Source organism: Scytonema sp. PRP1 (genome assembly GCF_036697665.2).
Lineage (GTDB): Bacteria > Cyanobacteriota > Cyanobacteriia > Cyanobacteriales > Nostocaceae > Kalymmatonema > Kalymmatonema gypsitolerans.
Genome location: NZ_JBAHYJ020000084.1, coordinates 349,791 through 369,967, shown reverse-complemented (window position 1 = coordinate 369,967; position 20,177 = coordinate 349,791). Strand labels below are relative to the sequence as shown.

Sequence of the window (20,177 nt, the reverse complement as noted above, 5' to 3'; positions counted from 1 at the left end):
TGAGCTACATGGAAAACTAACGATCACGGTCAACTCCCGTGTTAGCCTGCTGTTTGCTGGCGCTTAAAGCAATTCTAATTCCAAAAACTCCTGAACCACCATAATCGGAATATCTCGAAATGGATTTAATATCAACAAATCAGCGTCTCCACTGACAATACAGATTGCATTGCCACTTACAGCCAACTCCAGATACTTGTCATCTTTTGGATCTCGGCAAGCCTCAATCTTTTCTCCAACTTCCACAAATTTTACTGTTTTCACGAAACCTGCTAAGAACAACTTCCGCTCCATTACGGTTACATACTTGTCAAATTTAGGTCTAGCTAAAACTTCTTCCAATTCCGATAAGACAGGCGTTGAGATCAAAACTATACCAGTTGCCTGAGCTTTATCCAAAGCTTGCCGCGCTCTACTTTCCTTGATGAGAACTGCACTGACAATAATATTGGTATCAAGAACAAATAACCGTTCAAGGCTCATTGAGAATAGACTCCAGAATTTCCGGCGTTAAGCCTCTGGCTTTTGCTCTGTCGCTGATTTCATCCATCAGTTCTCGAAGAAAAGCCACATCTTTATCTACTTGTTTTTGGAGCAAGATACTGACTATGGCTTGAATCTTCTTGCGCTCTTGAGGAGATGCAGACTGGTAAGCTTCTGCAACCTCTGGGCTAACTTCAATCGTAATCTCTTGCATGGTTTCCATAAGCGAGAAATGAATTTCTGAATTGAGCCACTGTGAGTAGTTGGATATCAAATAAATCAAATCGGCAATCACAGAACTATAAAGAACTATGACTCAATTGCTGCATCAATGCGGCTGTTCGGGCTGTTGCAGCTCTTAGTTCAGTATCAACGAGAGTATCTAGCTCTGCTTGTTGCTCTGGCGGCAATGCTTGTCCTTGATCTCGTGCTGTCCGCCATAGACTCATCAACTCCGATAACCGTTTTTGTTGATCTCTACTGAAGAACCAATCGGGACGAAAGCTTTGAATAACGAGCAGCGCACTGAACTGAGTTTCACCTAACTGAGCCGTCAATGCATCTAGGGCTTGCCCCGCAGTTTTGCCAACCGATTGCTTGTCACCTGCAATAGCGCGATAAGACTTTTCACCGTTTGGATTAGAGATTGGCAAAATAGCTACTGTAGTCATTCTTCTAATTGGGATTCGCTTGCCTCAAATTATAGTCTTCAAATCTTGTAACGCCTTTTCAGCTAATGTATTAAGCCGACCTGCAGCAACATCGGCTTCAAATTGTTGATCCCACACTGCTGCATCAAACTCGGCAAACCAAGCCCGAAATGCAGCTAGTTCTTCGGGTGAAAGCTGGCTGACAGCACGTTCTATTTCTTGCAAAGTATTCATGCTCAGCAATATTGAACTTAGATACCATTGATCTAACTATACAAGCACCTCCAGAACTGAAACCAGCGCCTTGGACGTATAATCGCCCCACAAATACCCTGTTACATCAAAGATAGACGTCTGGCTGATAACAATTCGTTAGTTCCAGCCACTCAGAGGTTATTGCTAACAATACCTGACCACTGCACTTTTTTCTGTTTTTCCCGACGGTAAGAAAAGAAATACTCTGGAGTTTGATAAGTACAATAAGGAGCGATCGCCACCTGCTCTAAACTAATTCCCATTTGTTCCATCTGTAAAGCATTCACCCGGCGCACATCCAGCCGCACCCGTCCTGGTTCTGGATCTGGAAGTAAGGGTGAATTTGCTAACTCGTACAATGCAGCTACAATTGCTTTTTCGTCATTTTGTGGTATAATACTTTTCCCAACTTCTGCAGCGACTTGCTCGGAGACTTGATAAACCTCACCTGCGATCGCAGGTCCCATCGCTATTCGCAAATCTTGAAGTTTGCTACCTTGTGCTTGCATTCGGTTGATGGCTTGCGGTACTATCTTGAGCGAAGTCCCACGCCAACCCGCATGGATTGCTGCCACCCGTCCCGTTTTCTCATCAACAATAAGCACGGGCGTGCAGTCAGCGCTCGCTACCCATACTGCTTGCAACGACTGGTCAGTGACTAAACCATCTCCCAATGCAACGGCAGAATCACCAACGCCCTCGATCTCGTCTCCACCTTCTGTTAACTTACCTACAATTTCTGTTGGAGTGAGGACAGTATTGCCATGTACCTGTTTTAAGCGATAAACTGATGCCTCAGGATACAGCACCTTTGTGAGTTCCAAAGGAGAACTAGGCGAAAACTGCTGAGTAAAAAAGCCGTGGTGCCAGGATTCCAGTAGACTGCAGGTCAGATAGGGTAGTCCTTCCCAAGTGCGCCAGTGCCAAGAGTGCATCTTCAACCAAACCTAAAAACAAAAATAAATAGCAGTCAATTCATCCTAACTTGAACGAGTAAATTTAGGTAAACTGTTGTGGGATTGGATCGGCAAAAGTTGGAAACTGCCCTGGAAGCAGGGCGCAAAAATACTTATTTACCATTTTCGCTACATCTTTTTGAAACTGTTTCTTCAACGAACCAAATCCTCTGGGACTTACTGGCTCAAGGCGCTGAATCAGGATGTGCCGTCATTGCTACTGAGCAGACAGCCGGACGAGGACAATGGGGTCGTCAGTGGATGTCCGAAAATGGGGGATTATATCTTTCGGTGGCAATAGCTCCCCAGCTAAGCGCGACGAACAGCTACCAACTTACGCTAGCGACGGCTTGGGGAATTGCCAAACAATTGCGAAGCTGCGGCGTTCCTGTTGAAATCAAATGGCCGAATGATTTGGTCTTGCTGGACCGCAAACTATGCGGTATTTTAACAGAAACCAAAGTGCAGCACTTCCAAATCACCCAAGCAGTGATTGGTGTGGGGATGAATTGGGCAAACCCAGTACCGGAAACTGGAATAAATCTGGCAATGTGGCAAGCAAATCAGCACACTAAACTTATCCCATCTTTAGAAATGCTGATCGTTGAAGTGTTAATTGGAATAGAATCTGGTATACAGTGCCTGTTTGAAGAAGGAGCCAATATATTAATATCACGCTATCTAGAGTTGCTAACAAACATGGGTGATAGAGTCTACGTCAATGAGACTGTAGGCACTGTAGTTGGTGTGACAAATACTGGGGAGCTTCGGGTTTGCATGGAAACAACAGAACTTAAATCAGTAAAAACACCAGAAATTTACCTTCAGCCCGGTACAATCAGTTTGGGTTACTTTCATTCATCTGATTAAGGAAGAACTTTACATTGGATAATGGTTTCGTAGTCAGCGCTTCAGCACTTACTACAAGCAAATCTCCCATCCAAAATCTAAAATTAACTGACAAATTACTGAGTTAATTTCTTTAAGCTAAATCTACACACAACACCAGAGAAACAATGACGCAGCGCAATCACTCGACCGAGAACCGTTTGCATCAATTGTGGCACCGATGCCTATCAACAAGACGCTTTGCGTCTACGCTCCCAGCACAAAGCCTGTCTTGGCTTGGCACTATCAGTATGCTCACAAATGGTGGCTTGGTGTTTGCTCAAACCGAATCAGCAATAGACAACATCGTTCCCACTGCTGAAAGCTCGCAACCAGCCTCATCTGCAAATACAGTTAAAAAATATTCTGTAGAACAGAACAATAGCACTTCCGGTTCAGAAGGTACTGGAGGACAACCAGAATTTTCTCAACGCCGCGCTAGACTCAGACAGAGATTATCCAAGTCAAAAGCGTCGAGTCCTGCGGTAGTTATCAGAAATTCCAGATACCAAGCAGAAAGTTCCAGCCCTGCGGTAGTGATCAGAAAATCAAAACGTCAAGCAGAAGATTCACAACCAGAGGTAGTAATTAGAAAATCAAAACCTCAGGTAGAAGTTTCTGTGCCTAGCGAAAGTGTGAGAAAGTTGAGAGCAAGGTTAGGGAAAAAACCTCAAGTAGAGGATTCGCAGCCAAATGCAACTGTAAGAGAAGAAAAACCCCAACAAGAAATTTCCCAAAAGAACTACCCCACTGCTCCTTCTGCTGATTCCACCAGCAAAGATTACAATAATTCCTACATTGACCCCACTGATTATCAAGTAGGCGCGACCAATAAATATGAAGCACCCAGTTCTGTGGTGATCACACAACGGTCTAGTACTTGTAGAAGATTAGTGGGGGAAAATGTTCCCAACAGCGTTTGTGCTAAGCTTCCATATCAAAATCAGCGTGTAGCAGATTCCGATACTGAATCAGCCGACAAGAAAGCGCCTAGTTGGATTAGAAGAAGCAAACCTACCACATTAGCAACTGTTCCACCAGTTAGACGTGTGAAGAGTGAAAGAAACTCTTTGATGCGTCCCACTCGTGGTATTGGTTCTGGTGTTTTGACGAGTAGTCTCAGGCGTCACACTTCTGAAGAGGCTTCTGGTGGTGTAACTAAAAGTACATTCCGCCCGAATCGATTTATCCCCAACTTCAACCAAACCACAACAGTGAGTTCTGTACCGATTGCTCCAGCAGCAGGTGGTTTATCAGCGCCGATGACCGCTGACAATGTTGCTCCTCGTCCCAGTAATCTCACTTACGACATCCCACTGGCAGCAGTACTGCCGCAAATCAACTACGGTGGTGTCTATGGTGGTAGACTCGCTTATGGTGGTACGGGATTGATGTATCCCCTTTCTGCCCCTTCTCCAATTACTTCTTTGTTTGGTTGGCGAGTTCATCCGATTACAGGCGATCGCCGTTTCCACTCAGGTACAGATATCGGTGCCGCAATGGGAACGCCTGTTTTAGCTGCCTACTCTGGTAAAGTAGAGAGTGCTGACTGGTTGGGCGGCTATGGCATGACGGTAATACTTAACCACAACAATGCCCAACAAACTCTTTACGGTCATATGTCAGAAATTTTTGTTCAACCCGGTCAGGTGGTCGAAAAGGGAACCGTCATCGGGCGAGTTGGTAGTACTGGTAACTCCACAGGTCCCCACTTGCACTTTGAGGTGCGCCAACTGACAGCAGAAGGGTGGGTTGCTACTGACCCAGGTACTCAATTAGAGTACGGACTCAGCCAATTAATTCAATCGTTACAGACAGCTCAGGCTCCTCAGCAATCGGGCAGCTAGAATTCGTAATTCGTAATGACCTACTCAATTACGAATTACGAATTGGCAATTACGAATTATCAACCATACCCGTGTTCAACCAAAAACGCGGGTGATATCTCATTTGGGATTGTGTCTGTGGCTTGTGTAAGTTCTTGATTGCCAAAAGAAACGAATTTTTCCACGTATTTGCCGAGAATATCCCCCTCTAAATTCACCCAACCGCCCGGACTTAAGTACTGGAGATTGGTTTCGTCATAAGTGAGGGGAATCACTGCTACCATAAACTGCGAGAGTTCTGGCTGATAGTCCGCGACTGTAAGGCTGATGCCATTGATGGCAATACTGCCTTTGGGAACAATATAACGGGCGATCGCTTTTGGCGCTGTAAACGTCATTTCCCAAGAGGTTGCTGTAGCTTGTGCTGACACCAGTTCACCTACACCATCCACATGCCCCATCACGAAATGACCGCCTACTTTACCCCCTACCCGCAGCGATGCTTCCAAGTTAACGTAGCTTTGTTGTGTTTCCTCTTGTCCTAACGTTGTACGGCGCAGGGTTTCTGGTGAAGCCGTAGCGATAAATCCATCTTTTAAAATTTTTTCTACCGTTAGGCAGATGCCATCGACAGCAATGCTGTCGCCCGTCGCCAAATCTTGCATAATGGCATTAGATGACTCACTCACACAAGTAATTTGCCAAGAATCCCCCCCTAGGGGTCTTACGGTTCCTAATGCTTGGATTATTCCTGTAAACACGGCTTTTTTGCAAAACTAACTCTATTTATTACCTATTTTTGCCTAAAAGCACCTCGTAATTATCTCAAAATTTTAGCGAAATTGAGTATAAATTCAGACAATAAATTATGTCAAAATCTCAAAACATTTCCATCTGTTACTAGGCGACTTGGGAAAATAGATTATTGTCGAATTAGACTTGTTTGACTTACTCTGGTGTTCACATCCATTTAGGAGTTTAATAGAAGCAATTATAGAGAATGAAGAGTTATGTTTATTTTAGCCCTAAGATGGGTTGTTCACAAGTACGATTTGTTACATACTACCCTAGCGATCAAAGGATTTTAGAGGCTTAGCCAATGCTTGAAATGAAAGTCGCTGGCATAGCATTAGATGCCATAACCCGCAGCCCGATTGTCCTTTTAAAGGATGCTTCAGACCGTCGTGCATTACCAATTTATATCGGTCAGGAGCAAGCGAGGGCAATCATGGGCGCACTGGAGAACCAAAAGCCTCCTAGACCCTTAACCCATGACCTGATGGTGAATATTCTAGAGGCATGGAACATGACTGTAGAACGGATCATCATTCATTCGTTACAAAAAGATACATTTTATGCTGCTTTGATTATTAAGCAAGGCGATGTCAAGAAAGAAATTGATGCGCGTCCTAGTGATGCGATCGCTATTGCCCTCCGTACAAATACTCCAATCTGGGTTATGGAAGAAGTGATTGCCGATGCTTCTATCCCCGTAGATCGGGATGCCGATGAAGCTGAACAGCAAGCCTTCCGAGAATTTATATCAAATCTCCGACCAGAGGATTTGATTAAGCGCTTTGGCAGTAGCGAAACATAGATGAGATATAAACGATGAGTTATGAGTGACTTGCTGAAAAACTCCTAACTCCTACTCCCAACTCTAAGTTAAAGATGCAATACCGACGCTTTGGGAAAACGAATCTACGCTTGTCTGTGTTTTCCTTAGGGACAATGCGCTACTTAGCTTCACCCGAAAATGCATGGCAGACTATCCACAAAGCTATAGTGCTAGGGATTAATCATGTAGAAACTGCTAGAGGATACGGTAAAAGTGAGGAGTATTTTGGTGAGGCTATTGCCGTTGGATTACCAGTTAAGCGTTCCCAAGTTCACATCACCACCAAAATCCCACCCACACCAGATGCTGACACGATGCGTCGGTACATCGATGAATCTCTAGAACGACTGAAGTTGGATTATGTAGATTGCCTGGGGATTCACGGCTTAAACACATGGGAACATTTTAACTGGGTAAAAGCCAAGGGTGGCTGTATGCAAGCGGTGCACGAAGCTATTGCCGATGGTAGGGTAAGACACGTTGGTTTTTCTACCCACGCACCTCTAGAGATCATTTTAGCGGCAATAAATACAGATTTATTTGAATTTGTCAATCTGCATTATTACTATTTCTTCCAACGCAATGCAGAGGCAATTCAGCGAGCTTTTGAGAAAGATATGGGAGTGTTCATTATTTCTCCTGCTGACAAGGGAGGACGCCTGTATACACCACCCCAAACCTTAAAGGATTTATGTCATCCTTTTTCACCCTTGGAGCTAAATTATCGATTTTTATTAAGTGACCCTCGAATAACTACTCTTAGCACCGGACCAGCACACCCAGATGAATTAACAGAACCTTTGCGAGTTGCAGACTCTGAACCAGAGTTAACGCCAGAGGAAAGAACTGTCTTTCAACGTCTAGAAAATCACCAAAAGGCTGTGGAAACAGATAAATGTAGCCAGTGCTACGCGTGCTTACCTTGCCCAGAAAATATTAATATTCCAGAAGTATTGCGGCTACGCAATCTTGCCGTAGCATATGATATGACCGACTTTGGACAGTACCGCTACAGAATGTTTGAAAATGCCGGTCATTGGTTCCCTGGAATGAAAGCTAACCGTTGTACAGAATGCGGTGAATGTCTTCCCCGGTGTCCAGAAAATTTAGATATTCCCGCTTTGTTACAAGATGCTCATAATAGGCTTAATGGATCATCAGGACGAAGGTTATGGAGTTAAAGCCAACGAAATCAACTTCAAAAAGATAATTTGACAGTACTAGTGACACGTAGAACAGATTCTTGTTGAAATCTTTGCTTATAACTTGCAATCACCTGTTCAATCATATGATTTTTACTTAAGTTATTTTCGTAAATGAGAATAACTAACTTAGTCTTTTCCTTTATCAGTTTGCCATCCTGATTGAGGTACTGTCCGTAAGCATCCATGACAGTTAATCCTTGCTGAAAGCGGGGCGTAATCACACTGTTTAAAAAAATCTGCCACTCAACATCAGATACCGTTAAACCTCCTGGTTTAGATAAGCCAAAGTACAACTCATCTTTAATAAGAATCTTTTCAGTTGATTTTGAAGCAGATGTTTGAGGTAACTGGGCGCTTGCAAAATTATTTGTATGAGCAGGTTCAAGAAAAAGTAAACCTGCCAGAATAACGCTATTTAAACTTATTTGTAAAATTTTCATTGAAGTCGTATGGTTGATATTGCCAAGCTATGACTTCACCTTTTGATTTTAGCATTCCGAAAAACTGAAGCAATGCGATGGTTTACAATATTTACCATCAACAGTGGAAACAAAAGTGTCCACAGGTAAATCACAATTGCATGAATTTTGGCAAGTAGCAACCGATACTATTAAGTCATAGATTAAATACAATTAATTTAAGAAAGTGACCGAATAAAAAACCCAGAACTCAAAATTCCGAACTCAGTAGTCAGCTTGGAGGAAAAGGATGCAAGCCCCTCAAACAAGTTAAAAGTTAAAATTTAAAAATAAAAATAAATATTAATTTTTTCTTTCTTTTTACTTTTGACTTGGTTCTTTTTACTTGTTGTGGCGTTCTTATTAAATCCCCTAAATTTATTTATGGGGATGTTCAGTTCTGTGTTCTGCGTTCTGACAACTGAATTCTTCTTAATAAAACTTTTGCTGATTTCATGCTGATTTCTACAATAATCTCGCCAAAGGCAACGTAAACCCTACTACAACATCTTCACCGCTTAAAATTGCTGTAGCTGGATACTGGGTGATGGAACCATCCGCACGATAAACTAAAGCTTGCTGATTTTGACGGTCAATTAACCATCCCAACTTGACACCGTTAGCTATATATTCTTCCATTTTTGCCTTGAGTTTTTCCAAGCTATCGTTTTTAGAACGAATTTCAATAACAAAGTCGGGTGCTAAGTTGATAAACTTGTCTTCTTGCTCATCCCAACCTTCAGGTAAACGTCCTTTAGCCACAAAAGCAGCATCAGGCGATTGCGCGGAGCGCAGTGCCTTCGGCAATCGCACGGCAGTATTTGGTAATCTAAAACCCGTGCTTGAACTGAAAACTTCACCTAAGTCGTGACTTTCTACCCAATTGAACAAATAAGCGCCTGCTTTTATTTCTCGATTACCAGAAATTCCCCCTGTTGGTGGCATAGTTTCTAACGTTCCATCAGCATTACGTTCAAACCGAAGTTCTGGGTTGTGCGAACTCGTCAGCATAAGTTCTTCATCGGTGACAGTATACAAAGACTGCACCTGGGCTTTTTTGCTGTTCATAGCAATGTCATAGAAAGCTTAATAGACACTTCAATTTTAGGCTGGAATAACATGACCTCTTTGTCCCTGTACACGCCACCCTAAACCTAAAACGTATCAACATTCTTCATATAACCAAATTGATATCCTGGCATACGCTTTTTACCCCATTCACACATCAAATCTGTAATTGGTCGAACTGATTCGCCTAATGGGGTTAATGAGTATTCAACCCGAGGAGGTTTCTCTTGATAAACTTCGCGGCGTATCAAACCGTGGATTTCTAGTTCACGCAGTTGTTGCGTCAATATCTTCTGTGATATTCCCGGAATTAATTGCTTCAATTCACTAAAACGTTTCGACTCTTGTCTAAGCCACCATAAGATGACACATTTCCATTTACCACTAATAACCTCTAGGGTGACTTCCACTGGACAATGGTATTTCGCTTCACGCATCCTCACTCGTCCTATTAGTATCCATTTGGTAACTATCAACAGTCTGTGATACCTAATATTAAGTCGTCAGACGGAGACACAAGCAGCATTTCCATCTAAATCTACCATTTCGCAAATCTCAAACGAATGCAGCAAATCATGAGTATTTCATGACTTACTGAGCGAGTAAAAGTTAATTATTTTACTGAAGTAACAAACTTATGGAACTACAGAATAAAGTCGCCATTATTACCGGAGCTAGTGGAGGAATTGGCGAAGCAGTCGCTAGGGATTTGGATGCAGCAGGCATGAAATTAGTACTTACTGCCCGCTCTCAAGATAAGCTAGAACGACTTGTGTCTAGTTTCAAGAATGCCAAAGCTGTACCAGGTGAAATTACAGATCCGGGTTTACCACAAAAATTGGTAGATACAGCTATCCAAGCATTTGGTCAGCTGGATGTGGTTTTTAGTAATGCGGGTGTGATGACTGTCGGTTCCATTGAAGAAGTGGACATCGAAAAAATCTGTGATATGGTACGCATCAACGTTGAGTCCGTTTACCGAATGGCTTACACGGCGCTGCGATACTTCAAACAAACTGGTAGTGGTTTTTTAATCCACACTTCCAGTATTTCTGGTTTGAAAACAGTTCCCAACATAGGCGCTTACTGTGGGACAAAGTTTGCGATTGAAGCATTCACAGATTCGCTGCGGATGGAGCTAGCTGGGACTGGCATTGGTGTCGCTTGTATTGAACCAGGAACAGTGGACACGGGACTATACCAAAACTGGGATGAAAAGAACAAAGATTTTGTCTTCTCTGGAGGAGCATTACAGCCTGAGGATATTGCACGTTGTGTCCGGTTTATCCTGGAACAACCTGCTCATATGCTAATTCCCCGGCTGCTAGCTGTACCCGCGAGTGAACCAGTATAAATAAAAAATGAAGGATGAAGTTTTTCAGACTTCATCCTTCATCCTTCATCCTTTACGCTTGATGCACAAATGTAGTTGGAATGACTGTTTTGCCTTCGCTAGCGGAACATACTACTTACAGAACTGTCTTCGTGAATCCGCCAGATGGTTTCCCCAAGCAGATTAGCCACTGACAGCACCACCAACTGTGGAAAGCGTTCGCTTTCTGCGATTGGAATCGTATTTGTGACAATCACTTCCTCAAACACGCCACTTGACAAGCGCTCAATCGCAGGCGGGGAGAACACTGCATGAGTGGCACAGGCATACACCTGACGCGCTCCTTCCTCACGCAGCAGTTTTGCTCCCGCAGCAATGGTACCGCCAGTATCTATAATGTCATCCACCAGCACTGCTGTTTTGTCCTTGACATCGCCGATGACATTTAACACTTCGGCAACGTTGTGAGCCTGACGACGTTTATCGATAATCGCCAGTGGCGCATCGTTGAGCTTTTTCGCAAATGCCCTAGCTCGTGCGACACCACCGACATCTGGGGAAACCACGACAAGGTCAGGCAGTTGTTTGCTTGCTAGATAATCAAGCAACACTGGAGAACCGTAGACGTGATCTAGTGGTATGTCGAAATAGCCTTGAATCTGAGCTGAGTGCAAATCCATTGCGAGAATACGGTTGGCACCTGCTTCTGTCATGAGATTTGCAACCAGCTTGGCAGTGATTGACTCTCTTCCTGCCGTTTTCCGGTCAGCGCGGGCATAACCATAATACGGAAGGACTGCGGTTACCTGCCGTGCGGAAGCACGCCGACAGGCATCAATCATAATCAGCAGTTCCATCAAATGGTCATTCACAGGACGACAACAGGGCTGGATGAGATAAACATCACAGCCCCGTATCGATTCCTGGATTTGAATGTATAGTTCTCCATCCGCAAATCGTTTGCGAATCATTGGTCCCAAGTCCATGCCCAGGTAACGAGCGACTTCTTGAGACAGTGGTACATTGGCAGAGCCAGAGAGCAGCCGCAGGCGATTATTTTCAGCTAGTCCTGTTGCAGTTGGCTGCACTTTTAAAGTTGCAGAACTCAGCACAGCAGATCCTCGATGTGCATTCATGGCAATCTTATCACCAGACATTTGACAGGTTTAACCCAAAATACTAAAAAAAATATCTGTGAGCTTTTTTGAAGCTTTCATAAAATTTTTATACATACCTCTACAAAACTACATTTTGCTAATTCTCCAGCCCTTGCACATACAAACAATTGATAGCTTAACTGACATTAAGTCTGTAAACCATACCCATGATTTAGATTTTTTAGCTTTAATTGCAAAAATCTAACTGAATTTGCATGTATCCTCAGCAGAATGCTCCCCTTTAACCGCCTTATTTATTGCTGTGAACAAGCATCCACAGCTTAACTTACCGTTATCTTGAAAGAATAGTAAGTATAAATACTGAAAAGCTATCCTAAGTAAGGACAGCTGGATATTCAATAATACTAGTTTTGAGTGGAAATAGAAAAACTGTTAAACTTAATTTCCAGTTTTGAATCAAACACGGTGAGTGAAGGGTCGCAGAAGTGAAGTCGAGTACGGCGGTAAATCATAGCGAAAGTCACAGAGCGTGGAGAGTGTCAATATTGATCCTTGAGATTTGTTGGAGGGCGATCGCTACTCCAAGCCCACCATACACAAGCACAATGACACTGGTAAAATTCCTGCCATTTGCGACGATACTCTTCCGTCATCACAGGCGAACGACGATTTATCCAGACTTGTACAGCTTCCAAACTAGTTGAGTGACACTTAGGACAGCAAAATTCATAAGCATGAATTGCCGTGTTTGTCCATTTAGGTGGGGTTGGAGCAAAAGCATCCATAGTCATGAGTTATGAGCCATATGCCATTACTTGTATCAATTATGCATGACTATACAAAGTCGTTAGACTTGTGGTTGCCATTGAAGCCAATAAACCAGGTATTCTAAGCATAAGCATATATTAAAAGGTTTTTGACTCTCCCCGCTATAAACACGTAGGGATTCTAAGCTGATTAAAGATGGAACCAAACGCTGAGATTCGCCGTTTGCTAGATTTGATGCCTGCTTCGGGTCGAATGCTGACAAAAATCGTCAGCAAACCTGAACAGGCAAAAGTGATTGACGCAACATTTCCATTGCCTTGGAACAGTGAACGACCAATCTATATTAATTTCGATTTATGGCGTCGCCTGACGAAACCGCAACGCGATTTATTACTATTACGGACTGTGAACTGGTTGACGGGAGTCAAGTGGTTTAAACCTGACATTTATCAAGGTGTGGCTCTAGCCGGTCTTTTGGGTGGATTTGTAGAATCAGCCCAAGCAGATGCAGTGGGTGTAGTTGTCGCTGGTGGATTAACTACGTTGGCTATGCTTCGCATCTGGCGCACTAACCGTTCCCAGCAAACAGAGTTAAACGCCGATGAAGCCGCCATCCGTGTCGCGCAACGACGGGGTTACTCGGAAGCTGAAGCAGCAGAACATCTGTTATCTGCAATTGAAGCCGTGGCAAAGATTGAAAAGCGTTCTGGATTAGACTTTACTGAGTTGATTCGTAGCCAAAACTTACGAACAATAGCTGGTTTGTCATCAGTACGTGTTCCGGAAAACTTTGATAATTAATCACCAATCACTAATGACTAATGACCAATGACTAATGACTAATGACCAAAAGTTGGAGGGCGCAAGCCCCTAAATTCTATTTATGGGGATAAGCCCGTTGGGGAATTTATTCCCCGTCCAAACTCTTCTATCAACTCACTAGCACTTATCCCACGAGTTTTTGCTGCAATCTTAATATTTCCCCAAGCTGTAGGTGTTAACACTACAGTTCTTTTTGTTTTCACTTCATCATGCAGAATTGGTACATCTCTCAATCGTTTCTTAGTTGCCATATTTAGATATGCCGTATATACTAGATATACGCTAACAAATAAAAGGAGGTGATTCAAGAGTGTTGATACTGGAATACAAAGCGGTCGTCAAGAAGTCCCAAGCAGTAGCAATAAATGAAGCTATTCTTACAAGTCAGTTTGTACGTAACAAGGTGCTTCGATTTTGGATGGATAACCGTGGCGTTGGCAAAAAAGAACTGTACCAGTACAACACTCAGTTACGTGCGGAGTTTGAGTTTGTTAAGAATTTGAATAGCCATGCTTGCCAAGCATCAGTAGAAAATGTAGAGCGTGCTATCTCACGGTTTTTCGATAACTGCAAAAAGAATAGACCAGGCAAAAAAGGTTATCCGCGTTTTAAAAAAGACAGTCGTTCTGTTGAGTACAAAACATCAGGATGGGCTTTGCATCCCACAAGAAGACGTATCACCTTTACTGATAAGAAAGGTATTGGTGAACTCAAGTTGTTGGGAAAGTGGAATATAAACACCTATCCAGTTGAGTTAATTAAGCGAGTTCGGATTGTGCGTAGAGCAGATGGCTACTACGTTCAGTTCTGCATCAAAATTGATGCAACTTGCGAGTCAAGAACAAGTGATGGTGAAGTCGGTTTAGATGTCGGATTAGAACATTTTTATTCTGATTCCAACGGGCATCACGAGGAAAATCCTAGGTTCCTCCGTAAAGCAGAAAAAGCCATCAAGCACGCTCAACGTCGAATTTACGCTAAAGAAAAAGGCAAGAACAACAGACGAAAAGCGTCATGGCGGTATGCCCGGAAGCACTTAAGAGTAAGTAGGCAACGTGAAGAACATGCCAAGAGACTGGCACGTTGCGTGTGCAAGGCTAACGCCTTTGTCGCCTATGAAGACTTAAATGTGAAAGGACTGGTGAGAAATCGTCACCTAGCCAAGTCAATCAGTGATGTTGCTTGGACTTCTTTTCGTTGTTGGTTAGAATACAATGCTAGGAAGTTTGATACCAAGGTTGTAGCTGTTGCACCTCATTACACAAGCCAGAAGTGCAGTAATTGTGGGAATACCGTCAAAAAAGGTTTGTCTACAAGAACTCACAATTGTCCTCATTGTGGAACGGTCTTGCAGCGAGATGTGAATGCAGCTATCAACATATTGCTTAAAGCTAAAAATACCGGAGGGCATCCGGGAATCAACGCTTGGGGAGATGTTTCCTCTACGAATGTTGGTGGCAACACCTGCAAAAGCAAGAAACGTCGATGAGCCAAGAATCCCCCGGCTTTTTGTATGAATGGAGCGGAGCGAAATTCATACAGCCGTGGGGAGTGTCAATAAGAACTACAATGATACACTTTGTATTCGTAGCCATTGACTGCTGGTAAGGATTTTGTGTCTGCAACACAGTTTTTCACTTCCTCTGGTTCTTTAGCATAAAAGTTTACTAACCACAAGTCAAAAGGACGTGGCAGCGTCTTTAATGTCTTTTGCAGTGCAGAGGTGGAAGTACTAGGGTCTTCATCTTGATGTGCTAGGAGAAATAGAGGTGATGTATATTTTGTATTTTCAATTGAATTTTGAGACAAATCTGATCCAAAGTTTCCTCGCTTCAGAACTTCGGTAATTTTGAATTCCCTGGCGATCCCCATCATTTCCCCAATGTGTACATGAGTTTTTTGGGTTGTGGAAATGAGTACAGGGACATGGGATGTTTGCTCAATGAGTTGTACAAATAAGTCTGGACGGTAATATTTTTGATAGCCTAGATTGCAGACAACAGTGATAGCGCTTACCAATCCCATTAACCAAATTATCACCACAGCTTTTTTGCCATTTATTCCCCATCTGCCTTTCGCCAATATGGGATGATGCCAACAAACTGCTAGACTTGCCCCAAGTAGAACTATGACAGCGGGAAAGTAGACAAAGTTATAACGAGCCCCCCGTGTGAGGTCAATACCAAAAAAATAGGTAAAAATAAAAAATAAAGCGATCGCCCCGACAACCAAACCAACAAACACCTGAACCATCAAACTGGTTTGTGGTTGTTTAAGCTGAACTTTAATCCCACGCACTAAAATTGGTACTGCCCAAACGAAGAAAATCAGCATTACCATTCCAGAAGCAATCACAACTGCTAAGTGTGAGGCTTCTACTGGTAGCAACGAAATCATTGTAATCCATGCGGCTATTGCTTGAAAAATTGGGTTGATCCAAGCCATTCCAGTTCGTGGGCCTTGAATCCATTCAGTCAACTTACCTCCATAACTGTTCTGTAAAAACACGGGTAACCAAACTAAAGCCGCTACAAATGTACCCACAGCAACAGCGTAGATTCGCAACCAAGGGCTGTGGGAGATGGAAAGATCAGCAAGCAATTTCTCCCCCTGCTCTTTCTTCTCCCCTTGTCGCCAAGCAAGAAATAGCAAAACCAACGCTTCGCTACAGAGGGTGAGGGTGAAAAAGTAGTGAGTAGCAATGCCCATAGCATTAATGCCCACCCACGAGAGGGCTACCCAGATGGGTATTTGAGTACGGTTTTGGATGTGGCGACTGGCAATGACTAAGCAAGCGAGGGAAGCAATGACCCACAAGATTGCTAAAGTGTAATGACGGGCTTCTTGTGCTAAAAAAATGCCATAGGGTGATGTTGCCATCATCGCAGCCGCCAAATGGCTCACTAAACGGGAACGAAATGCGAGCTTGCTTAAAGCATAAACAGCTGGAATAGATGCAGCACCGAAAACAGCAGCGAGCGATCGCGCTCCCCACAAGGACACCAAACCCTGATGTGTGGGAAACACGCGCATCCACCAGTGAGTCAGAAAAAAGTAAAGCGGCGGATGATTGCTCTCACTGGATAGATGTTTCCATACATCTTTTATGGTAGCTGTCGGCTGTGGTTGTAGTGGTTGTAATAGGACATCGACAGAGATCGGCTGATCTAACGGTACTGGCAAAAAGCTATTACCGAGGCTAAACACCAGAGTAGAAAACTCGTCAGTCCAAGGGGGTTTAGCACTCAAGTGAGTTAAGCGTAAGCCGATAGCGATCAAGACCCATACCGTCAGCAGTAATAGAGTTTTGAGTTTTGAGTTTTGAGTTTTAAGGACTAAATTCATAAATTAGGAGTTATCACTTATAACTAATAACTCATAACTCCTCACTCTTTGTTCCCTTCTATTATTTCACCTGTGTGACGCGCCAACTCAGCTTCAAGTTCACCCAAAAGTTCCAAACAGTAGCCACCGCAATGGCAATCAGGTTAGCAATGTAGCGGTTGGGAATGACGAAATTGAACACCAAGTTCAACACCAACACATTCAACACCAATCCGGCAAGACAGATCATATTAAATTTCAAAAACCGCTTCAAGCGCTGACGCCATTGCCGCTGCTGGCTACTGACATCGGCAAAAGTCCACATATCATTCCACAAGAAATTATTGACAATTGCCACTTCACCTGCAATAATTTTGCTCCGTGTCAGAGGCAAAGCTAAGGTCGTTGGGTCACTGAGCAAGTAAAGCACTACCATATCTACAAATACCCCGGATAGTCCCACCAAGCCAAAACGGAGAAAGCGATCGATGGGGAAACCGACGCGTTGACTGGCTTGACTGAATCGTCTTAGCCGACCTGTAGATACCCGTAAGAGGATGAGGTGATGGATGTAATCAACATATTGCTTCCAAGTGACCTTACTTTCACCCTCTTTGCGCTCACTGAACACATAGCCAACTTCCGCAATTTTGCCGACGTTTCCGCGCCCGATAGTTTCCAGCAGAATTTTGTATCCTACGGGATTGAGCGTTTGTCCAACTATACAGTCGCGACGGAGCATAAAATAACCACTCATCGGGTCTGACACTCTTGAGAGAACCCCTGGTAAGATGATCAATCCTAATAACTGAGCACCCCGTGACAACAAACGCCTGGCAAAACTCCAGCTGCTGACTCCACCGCCTTCTACATGACGGCTGGCGACAGCTAAATCTGCTCCTTGTTCTATGGCTTGCAATAGTTGCAACAGCACATGGGGTGGATGTTGTAAATCAGCATCTATCACTCCTAAAACACGTCCTGTGGCTGCTTGCCATCCACGAATCACTGCACTGGATAGTCCCCTTTCATGCTGTCGTCGCATCACCCGCAGTTGCGGATATTCTTCCATTAAAGACTGTGCAATCTTCCAAGTGCCATCTGGACTATCATCGTCTACGACAATCAGCTCGTAGTTTCCTGGTATAAACTCATCTAACAAGTTGTTCAATATAGAGACGATTTTTTGGATATTTCCAGCCTCTTTGTAAGTTGGAATCACCAGAGACAACAGAGGTTGACCATCTGCGTTTATCGTTGCTTTCGGCAATTCTGGAATTTGTAATGCGCCAGTAGGTACTGGCAAGAGGGAATTAGGTTCGATGATACTCATTTAGATAATGATTATTTGAGAAAGAGATTTTCACTAATTTTGTAAATAATATCAAGGCTGGTAATACAACCTTGAATAATTTCGTACTGAGGGCTTTAGTCCTTTTTGGTTGATATCGCAAGGGATCTTAATCGTTACTACCAAAAAATATGTGGGCAATTAACCATACATAATATAACGACCATGTCAAGTTTTAGTTCAGGTTATTTTCTAATCCTTAATTTGAGCAATTCTATTTTAAAAAAGCATTTCTCAAATCTTAGTATTTTTGATACTATTCGCCTTTCAAAGAAGTTGTACGTAGTTATGCTACCCTATCTTTAAACAGCACGTTTTCCTGCTTGATGTTTGGTTTCCAAATTAAATAAATCAGGAAACCAGTTGCTACATATATGAAGAAGGGTGTCATTAAAGAGAGACGAACATTGTAATACTGAGGCAATACTACTTTGTATAAGTAATCTAGCCAGTGGAGAAAAGGTCCTCGATAAAGAAATATACCTAGATTTATAAGTAAATTACTAGACGGAATCGTAGAGACTCCAGCTAAATTGATAAAAATGGATAGTATCCCCAATAACTTGATATATTTCAGATGACAGTAGACAATTGCAAGAATCATAAACGGGGTAGCGACCACTAAATGACGTGGACCAAAGCAAACATCACCCGACCATGCATAGTAAGAAGCATTTAACACAAAGATAAAAGCAAAGAAGATAAAACAAAATAGTATCGCATTGTTTTTCTTAAAAGTCTTTTTCACAAAAGAAGCAAAAAACAAAAACGTCAGGGAAAAATATATAAAAATTCCTCGGTATGGGCTAAATGTCAAACCCCATATTCTTTCTAAAGAAGGCAAAGAAAACATAGTTTTCTGTATCGATTCTCTCTTGATTCAACTGTAAAAGAAACAGTGAGTTAGGAGTTTTAAATACTGAACCTGTGATGCTTTGGTGATAATACATAATTATTGCTATAAAGATTGAGTAACCTAAAAACAATAAAGGTATGTCTGTAAGCAATTTTTTCTTTTGCTTATCTTTAATCTTTAAATATATCCAAAATCCAATTAGCAAAGATATTGGAACAATAGCAATATAATCAACAAATTGAGCCAAACCTAAGAAAACTCCGATTAAAAAACTATTTGCTTGATTAAGAATCAAATAAAAAGCTATAAAAATAAATGACATTGTGTACACATGAGCCCAAATTCCATTAGTAGAAAGAAAAATACCAAGGAACCGAAAATAAAGATAAAAACGAGCCATATTTTTTTTGTTAAGTCATTTGTGAAATGATTTAAAGTTTTAAACATTATGACTGCCACAATTCCAAGAAGAGGAGCGATGAAGCAAACATTCGACAATATATTAAATATTGACCAGTAAACCTCCCTACTGGAATGCCAACAACCCTCATTAACATTTGGTGAATAAAGTAAATAGGAGCCAGGAGAATTGGAATACCAGGCGGGATGACAGAATAAGCATTATTATTAAGTAGCAAAATATCTATATGAGAACGGTATCCTTTTTGGAGAGCAAATGTACCGAAATTAACAAATGAGTGAATGGCATCAGTATAGCGATTGGTTTGAGGTCCATCAGGGGTTGCATGAAGACCAATCAAAATAAATACTGTGATGAATATTCTATGAGAAATGTGCTTGATCATCTTTAAATAGTTATCAATACAAAGTTTCTCCTACCTTCGGGTAGGAATTACCAAAAAGTGCGCTAAATTTTCATAAAAAATTAAGAGTAAAACCTATTACTCTAATTAGAGTAATAGCAATTTCTACCCCAAAATTTATTTTTTCACTAGATAATGCACCTATTGGCAAATTAATTTCTATACAAGATAATGCACCAACTGGCAAATGAATATCTATAGGCTCCCTGCTTTTTGAAGTGTAGTTACTCCAAACAACTTTCTTACTGCAACCACCAATATGAGCAAAGTATAGCACTCGTATTTGGAAAAAAAATTACTTAATTTACTCTTTACACAATTCCCAAAATATGAAAAAAAGATGAAATGTTACTATATTTTATTCAAATAAAAAA

The 20,177-nt window shown here is 42.2% G+C and carries 25 protein-coding genes; 7 read left to right on the top strand and 18 right to left on the bottom strand.

Annotated features, from left to right (window positions below):
* Nucleotides 1-63: 63 nt before the first annotated feature.
* From V5G28_RS20995 to pgeF, 5 genes are all read right to left on the bottom strand, one after another.
* The gene (locus tag V5G28_RS20995; RefSeq protein ID WP_332988095.1) at nt 64-483 is read right to left on the bottom strand and encodes a putative toxin-antitoxin system toxin component, PIN family; all 420 of its coding nucleotides are present in this window, start codon (nt 481-483) and stop codon (nt 64-66) included.
* Nucleotides 473-706 (bottom strand): hypothetical protein, encoded by a 234-nt coding sequence (locus V5G28_RS20990; protein WP_332988094.1) that lies wholly within the window; start codon nt 704-706, stop codon nt 473-475. Before V5G28_RS20990 ends, V5G28_RS20995 begins: the two co-directional genes overlap by 11 nt.
* A gap of 76 nt (nt 707-782) precedes the next feature.
* On the bottom strand, nt 783-1,154 hold the full coding sequence (locus tag V5G28_RS20985) for a hypothetical protein (RefSeq protein ID WP_332988093.1): 372 nt from the start codon (nt 1,152-1,154) through the stop codon (nt 783-785).
* Between the two features lie 24 nt (nt 1,155-1,178).
* Nucleotides 1,179-1,367 (bottom strand): hypothetical protein, encoded by a 189-nt coding sequence (locus V5G28_RS20980; RefSeq protein ID WP_332988092.1) that lies wholly within the window; start codon nt 1,365-1,367, stop codon nt 1,179-1,181.
* Between the two features lie 152 nt (nt 1,368-1,519).
* The gene (gene pgeF / locus V5G28_RS20975; protein WP_332988091.1) at nt 1,520-2,323 is read right to left on the bottom strand and encodes a peptidoglycan editing factor PgeF; all 804 of its coding nucleotides are present in this window, start codon (nt 2,321-2,323) and stop codon (nt 1,520-1,522) included.
* 78 nt (nt 2,324-2,401) lie between these two features.
* Here pgeF and V5G28_RS20970 point away from each other — a divergent pair, with 78 nt between their 5' ends.
* Both V5G28_RS20970 and V5G28_RS20965 read left to right on the top strand, forming a co-directional pair.
* A complete protein-coding gene (locus V5G28_RS20970) occupies nt 2,402-3,214 on the top strand; it encodes a biotin--[acetyl-CoA-carboxylase] ligase (RefSeq protein ID WP_332988090.1) in 813 nt (270 codons plus the stop codon).
* 146 nt (nt 3,215-3,360) lie between these two features.
* Complete coding sequence (locus tag V5G28_RS20965; RefSeq protein ID WP_332988089.1) at nt 3,361-5,079, top strand: M23 family metallopeptidase; 1,719 nt, start codon at nt 3,361-3,363, stop codon at nt 5,077-5,079.
* Nucleotides 5,080-5,138: 59 nt separating this feature from the next.
* Here the strand turns inward: V5G28_RS20965 and V5G28_RS20960 are convergent, their stop codons facing one another.
* Nucleotides 5,139-5,819 carry a riboflavin synthase gene (locus V5G28_RS20960; protein WP_332988088.1) on the bottom strand — a complete coding sequence of 227 codons (681 nt, stop codon included), beginning with the start codon at nt 5,817-5,819 and terminating at the stop codon, nt 5,139-5,141.
* Nucleotides 5,820-6,157: 338 nt separating this feature from the next.
* Here V5G28_RS20960 and V5G28_RS20955 point away from each other — a divergent pair, with 338 nt between their 5' ends.
* The gene (locus V5G28_RS20955) at nt 6,158-6,655 is read left to right on the top strand and encodes a bifunctional nuclease family protein (RefSeq protein ID WP_096567512.1); all 498 of its coding nucleotides are present in this window, start codon (nt 6,158-6,160) and stop codon (nt 6,653-6,655) included.
* Between the two features lie 74 nt (nt 6,656-6,729).
* Nucleotides 6,730-7,857 carry an aldo/keto reductase gene (locus tag V5G28_RS20950; RefSeq protein ID WP_332988087.1) on the top strand — a complete coding sequence of 376 codons (1,128 nt, stop codon included), beginning with the start codon at nt 6,730-6,732 and terminating at the stop codon, nt 7,855-7,857.
* Between the two features lie 17 nt (nt 7,858-7,874).
* Here the strand turns inward: V5G28_RS20950 and V5G28_RS20945 are convergent, their stop codons facing one another.
* From V5G28_RS20945 to V5G28_RS20935, 3 genes are all read right to left on the bottom strand, one after another.
* Complete coding sequence (locus V5G28_RS20945) at nt 7,875-8,321, bottom strand: DUF3574 domain-containing protein (RefSeq protein ID WP_332988086.1); 447 nt, start codon at nt 8,319-8,321, stop codon at nt 7,875-7,877.
* Nucleotides 8,322-8,804: 483 nt separating this feature from the next.
* A complete protein-coding gene (locus V5G28_RS20940) occupies nt 8,805-9,407 on the bottom strand; it encodes a Uma2 family endonuclease (protein WP_332988085.1) in 603 nt (200 codons plus the stop codon).
* 86 nt (nt 9,408-9,493) lie between these two features.
* A complete protein-coding gene (locus tag V5G28_RS20935; protein ID WP_332988145.1) occupies nt 9,494-9,844 on the bottom strand; it encodes a winged helix-turn-helix transcriptional regulator in 351 nt (116 codons plus the stop codon).
* A 200-nt stretch (nt 9,845-10,044) separates the two neighbouring features.
* Here V5G28_RS20935 and V5G28_RS20930 point away from each other — a divergent pair, with 200 nt between their 5' ends.
* Nucleotides 10,045-10,761: an SDR family oxidoreductase gene (locus V5G28_RS20930; RefSeq protein WP_332988084.1), complete on the top strand. Its 717-nt coding sequence runs from the start codon at nt 10,045-10,047 to the stop codon at nt 10,759-10,761.
* A 98-nt stretch (nt 10,762-10,859) separates the two neighbouring features.
* Here the strand turns inward: V5G28_RS20930 and V5G28_RS20925 are convergent, their stop codons facing one another.
* Both V5G28_RS20925 and V5G28_RS20920 read right to left on the bottom strand, forming a co-directional pair.
* Entirely contained in the window at nt 10,860-11,876 is a 1,017-nt protein-coding gene (locus V5G28_RS20925) for a ribose-phosphate pyrophosphokinase (protein ID WP_096567499.1), read from the bottom strand.
* A gap of 521 nt (nt 11,877-12,397) precedes the next feature.
* Nucleotides 12,398-12,649, bottom strand: coding sequence for a hypothetical protein (locus V5G28_RS20920; RefSeq protein WP_332988083.1), 252 nt, complete (start codon nt 12,647-12,649; stop codon nt 12,398-12,400).
* Between the two features lie 172 nt (nt 12,650-12,821).
* On the opposite strand from V5G28_RS20920, the gene V5G28_RS20915 reads away from it, so the two are divergent.
* Nucleotides 12,822-13,427, top strand: a complete 606-nt coding sequence (locus V5G28_RS20915) for a DUF3318 domain-containing protein (protein ID WP_096567495.1) — start codon at nt 12,822-12,824, stop codon at nt 13,425-13,427.
* 80 nt (nt 13,428-13,507) lie between these two features.
* Here the strand turns inward: V5G28_RS20915 and V5G28_RS20910 are convergent, their stop codons facing one another.
* On the bottom strand, nt 13,508-13,699 hold the full coding sequence (locus tag V5G28_RS20910) for a hypothetical protein (protein WP_332988082.1): 192 nt from the start codon (nt 13,697-13,699) through the stop codon (nt 13,508-13,510).
* 59 nt (nt 13,700-13,758) lie between these two features.
* On the opposite strand from V5G28_RS20910, the gene V5G28_RS20905 reads away from it, so the two are divergent.
* Nucleotides 13,759-14,937, top strand: coding sequence for an RNA-guided endonuclease InsQ/TnpB family protein (locus tag V5G28_RS20905; protein ID WP_332988081.1), 1,179 nt, complete (start codon nt 13,759-13,761; stop codon nt 14,935-14,937).
* 65 nt (nt 14,938-15,002) lie between these two features.
* On the opposite strand, the gene V5G28_RS20900 is transcribed toward V5G28_RS20905, so the two are convergent.
* The 6 genes from V5G28_RS20900 to V5G28_RS20875 all read right to left on the bottom strand — a co-directional run bounded on the left by V5G28_RS20900 (nt 15,003) and on the right by V5G28_RS20875 (nt 20,080).
* Nucleotides 15,003-16,793, bottom strand: coding sequence for a glycosyltransferase family 39 protein (locus tag V5G28_RS20900; RefSeq protein ID WP_332988080.1), 1,791 nt, complete (start codon nt 16,791-16,793; stop codon nt 15,003-15,005).
* A 61-nt stretch (nt 16,794-16,854) separates the two neighbouring features.
* Nucleotides 16,855-18,105: a glycosyltransferase gene (locus V5G28_RS20895; RefSeq protein WP_332988079.1), complete on the bottom strand. Its 1,251-nt coding sequence runs from the start codon at nt 18,103-18,105 to the stop codon at nt 16,855-16,857.
* A gap of 304 nt (nt 18,106-18,409) precedes the next feature.
* A complete protein-coding gene (locus tag V5G28_RS20890; protein ID WP_332988078.1) occupies nt 18,410-18,976 on the bottom strand; it encodes a hypothetical protein in 567 nt (188 codons plus the stop codon).
* Nucleotides 18,930-19,379, bottom strand: coding sequence for a hypothetical protein (locus tag V5G28_RS20885; RefSeq protein ID WP_336231277.1), 450 nt, complete (start codon nt 19,377-19,379; stop codon nt 18,930-18,932). Before V5G28_RS20885 ends, V5G28_RS20890 begins: the two co-directional genes overlap by 47 nt.
* 46 nt (nt 19,380-19,425) lie before the next feature.
* Entirely contained in the window at nt 19,426-19,785 is a 360-nt protein-coding gene (locus V5G28_RS20880; protein WP_332988076.1) for a hypothetical protein, read from the bottom strand.
* A 70-nt stretch (nt 19,786-19,855) separates the two neighbouring features.
* Nucleotides 19,856-20,080 (bottom strand): hypothetical protein, encoded by a 225-nt coding sequence (locus V5G28_RS20875; RefSeq protein ID WP_332988074.1) that lies wholly within the window; start codon nt 20,078-20,080, stop codon nt 19,856-19,858.
* Nucleotides 20,081-20,177 lie beyond the last annotated feature (97 nt).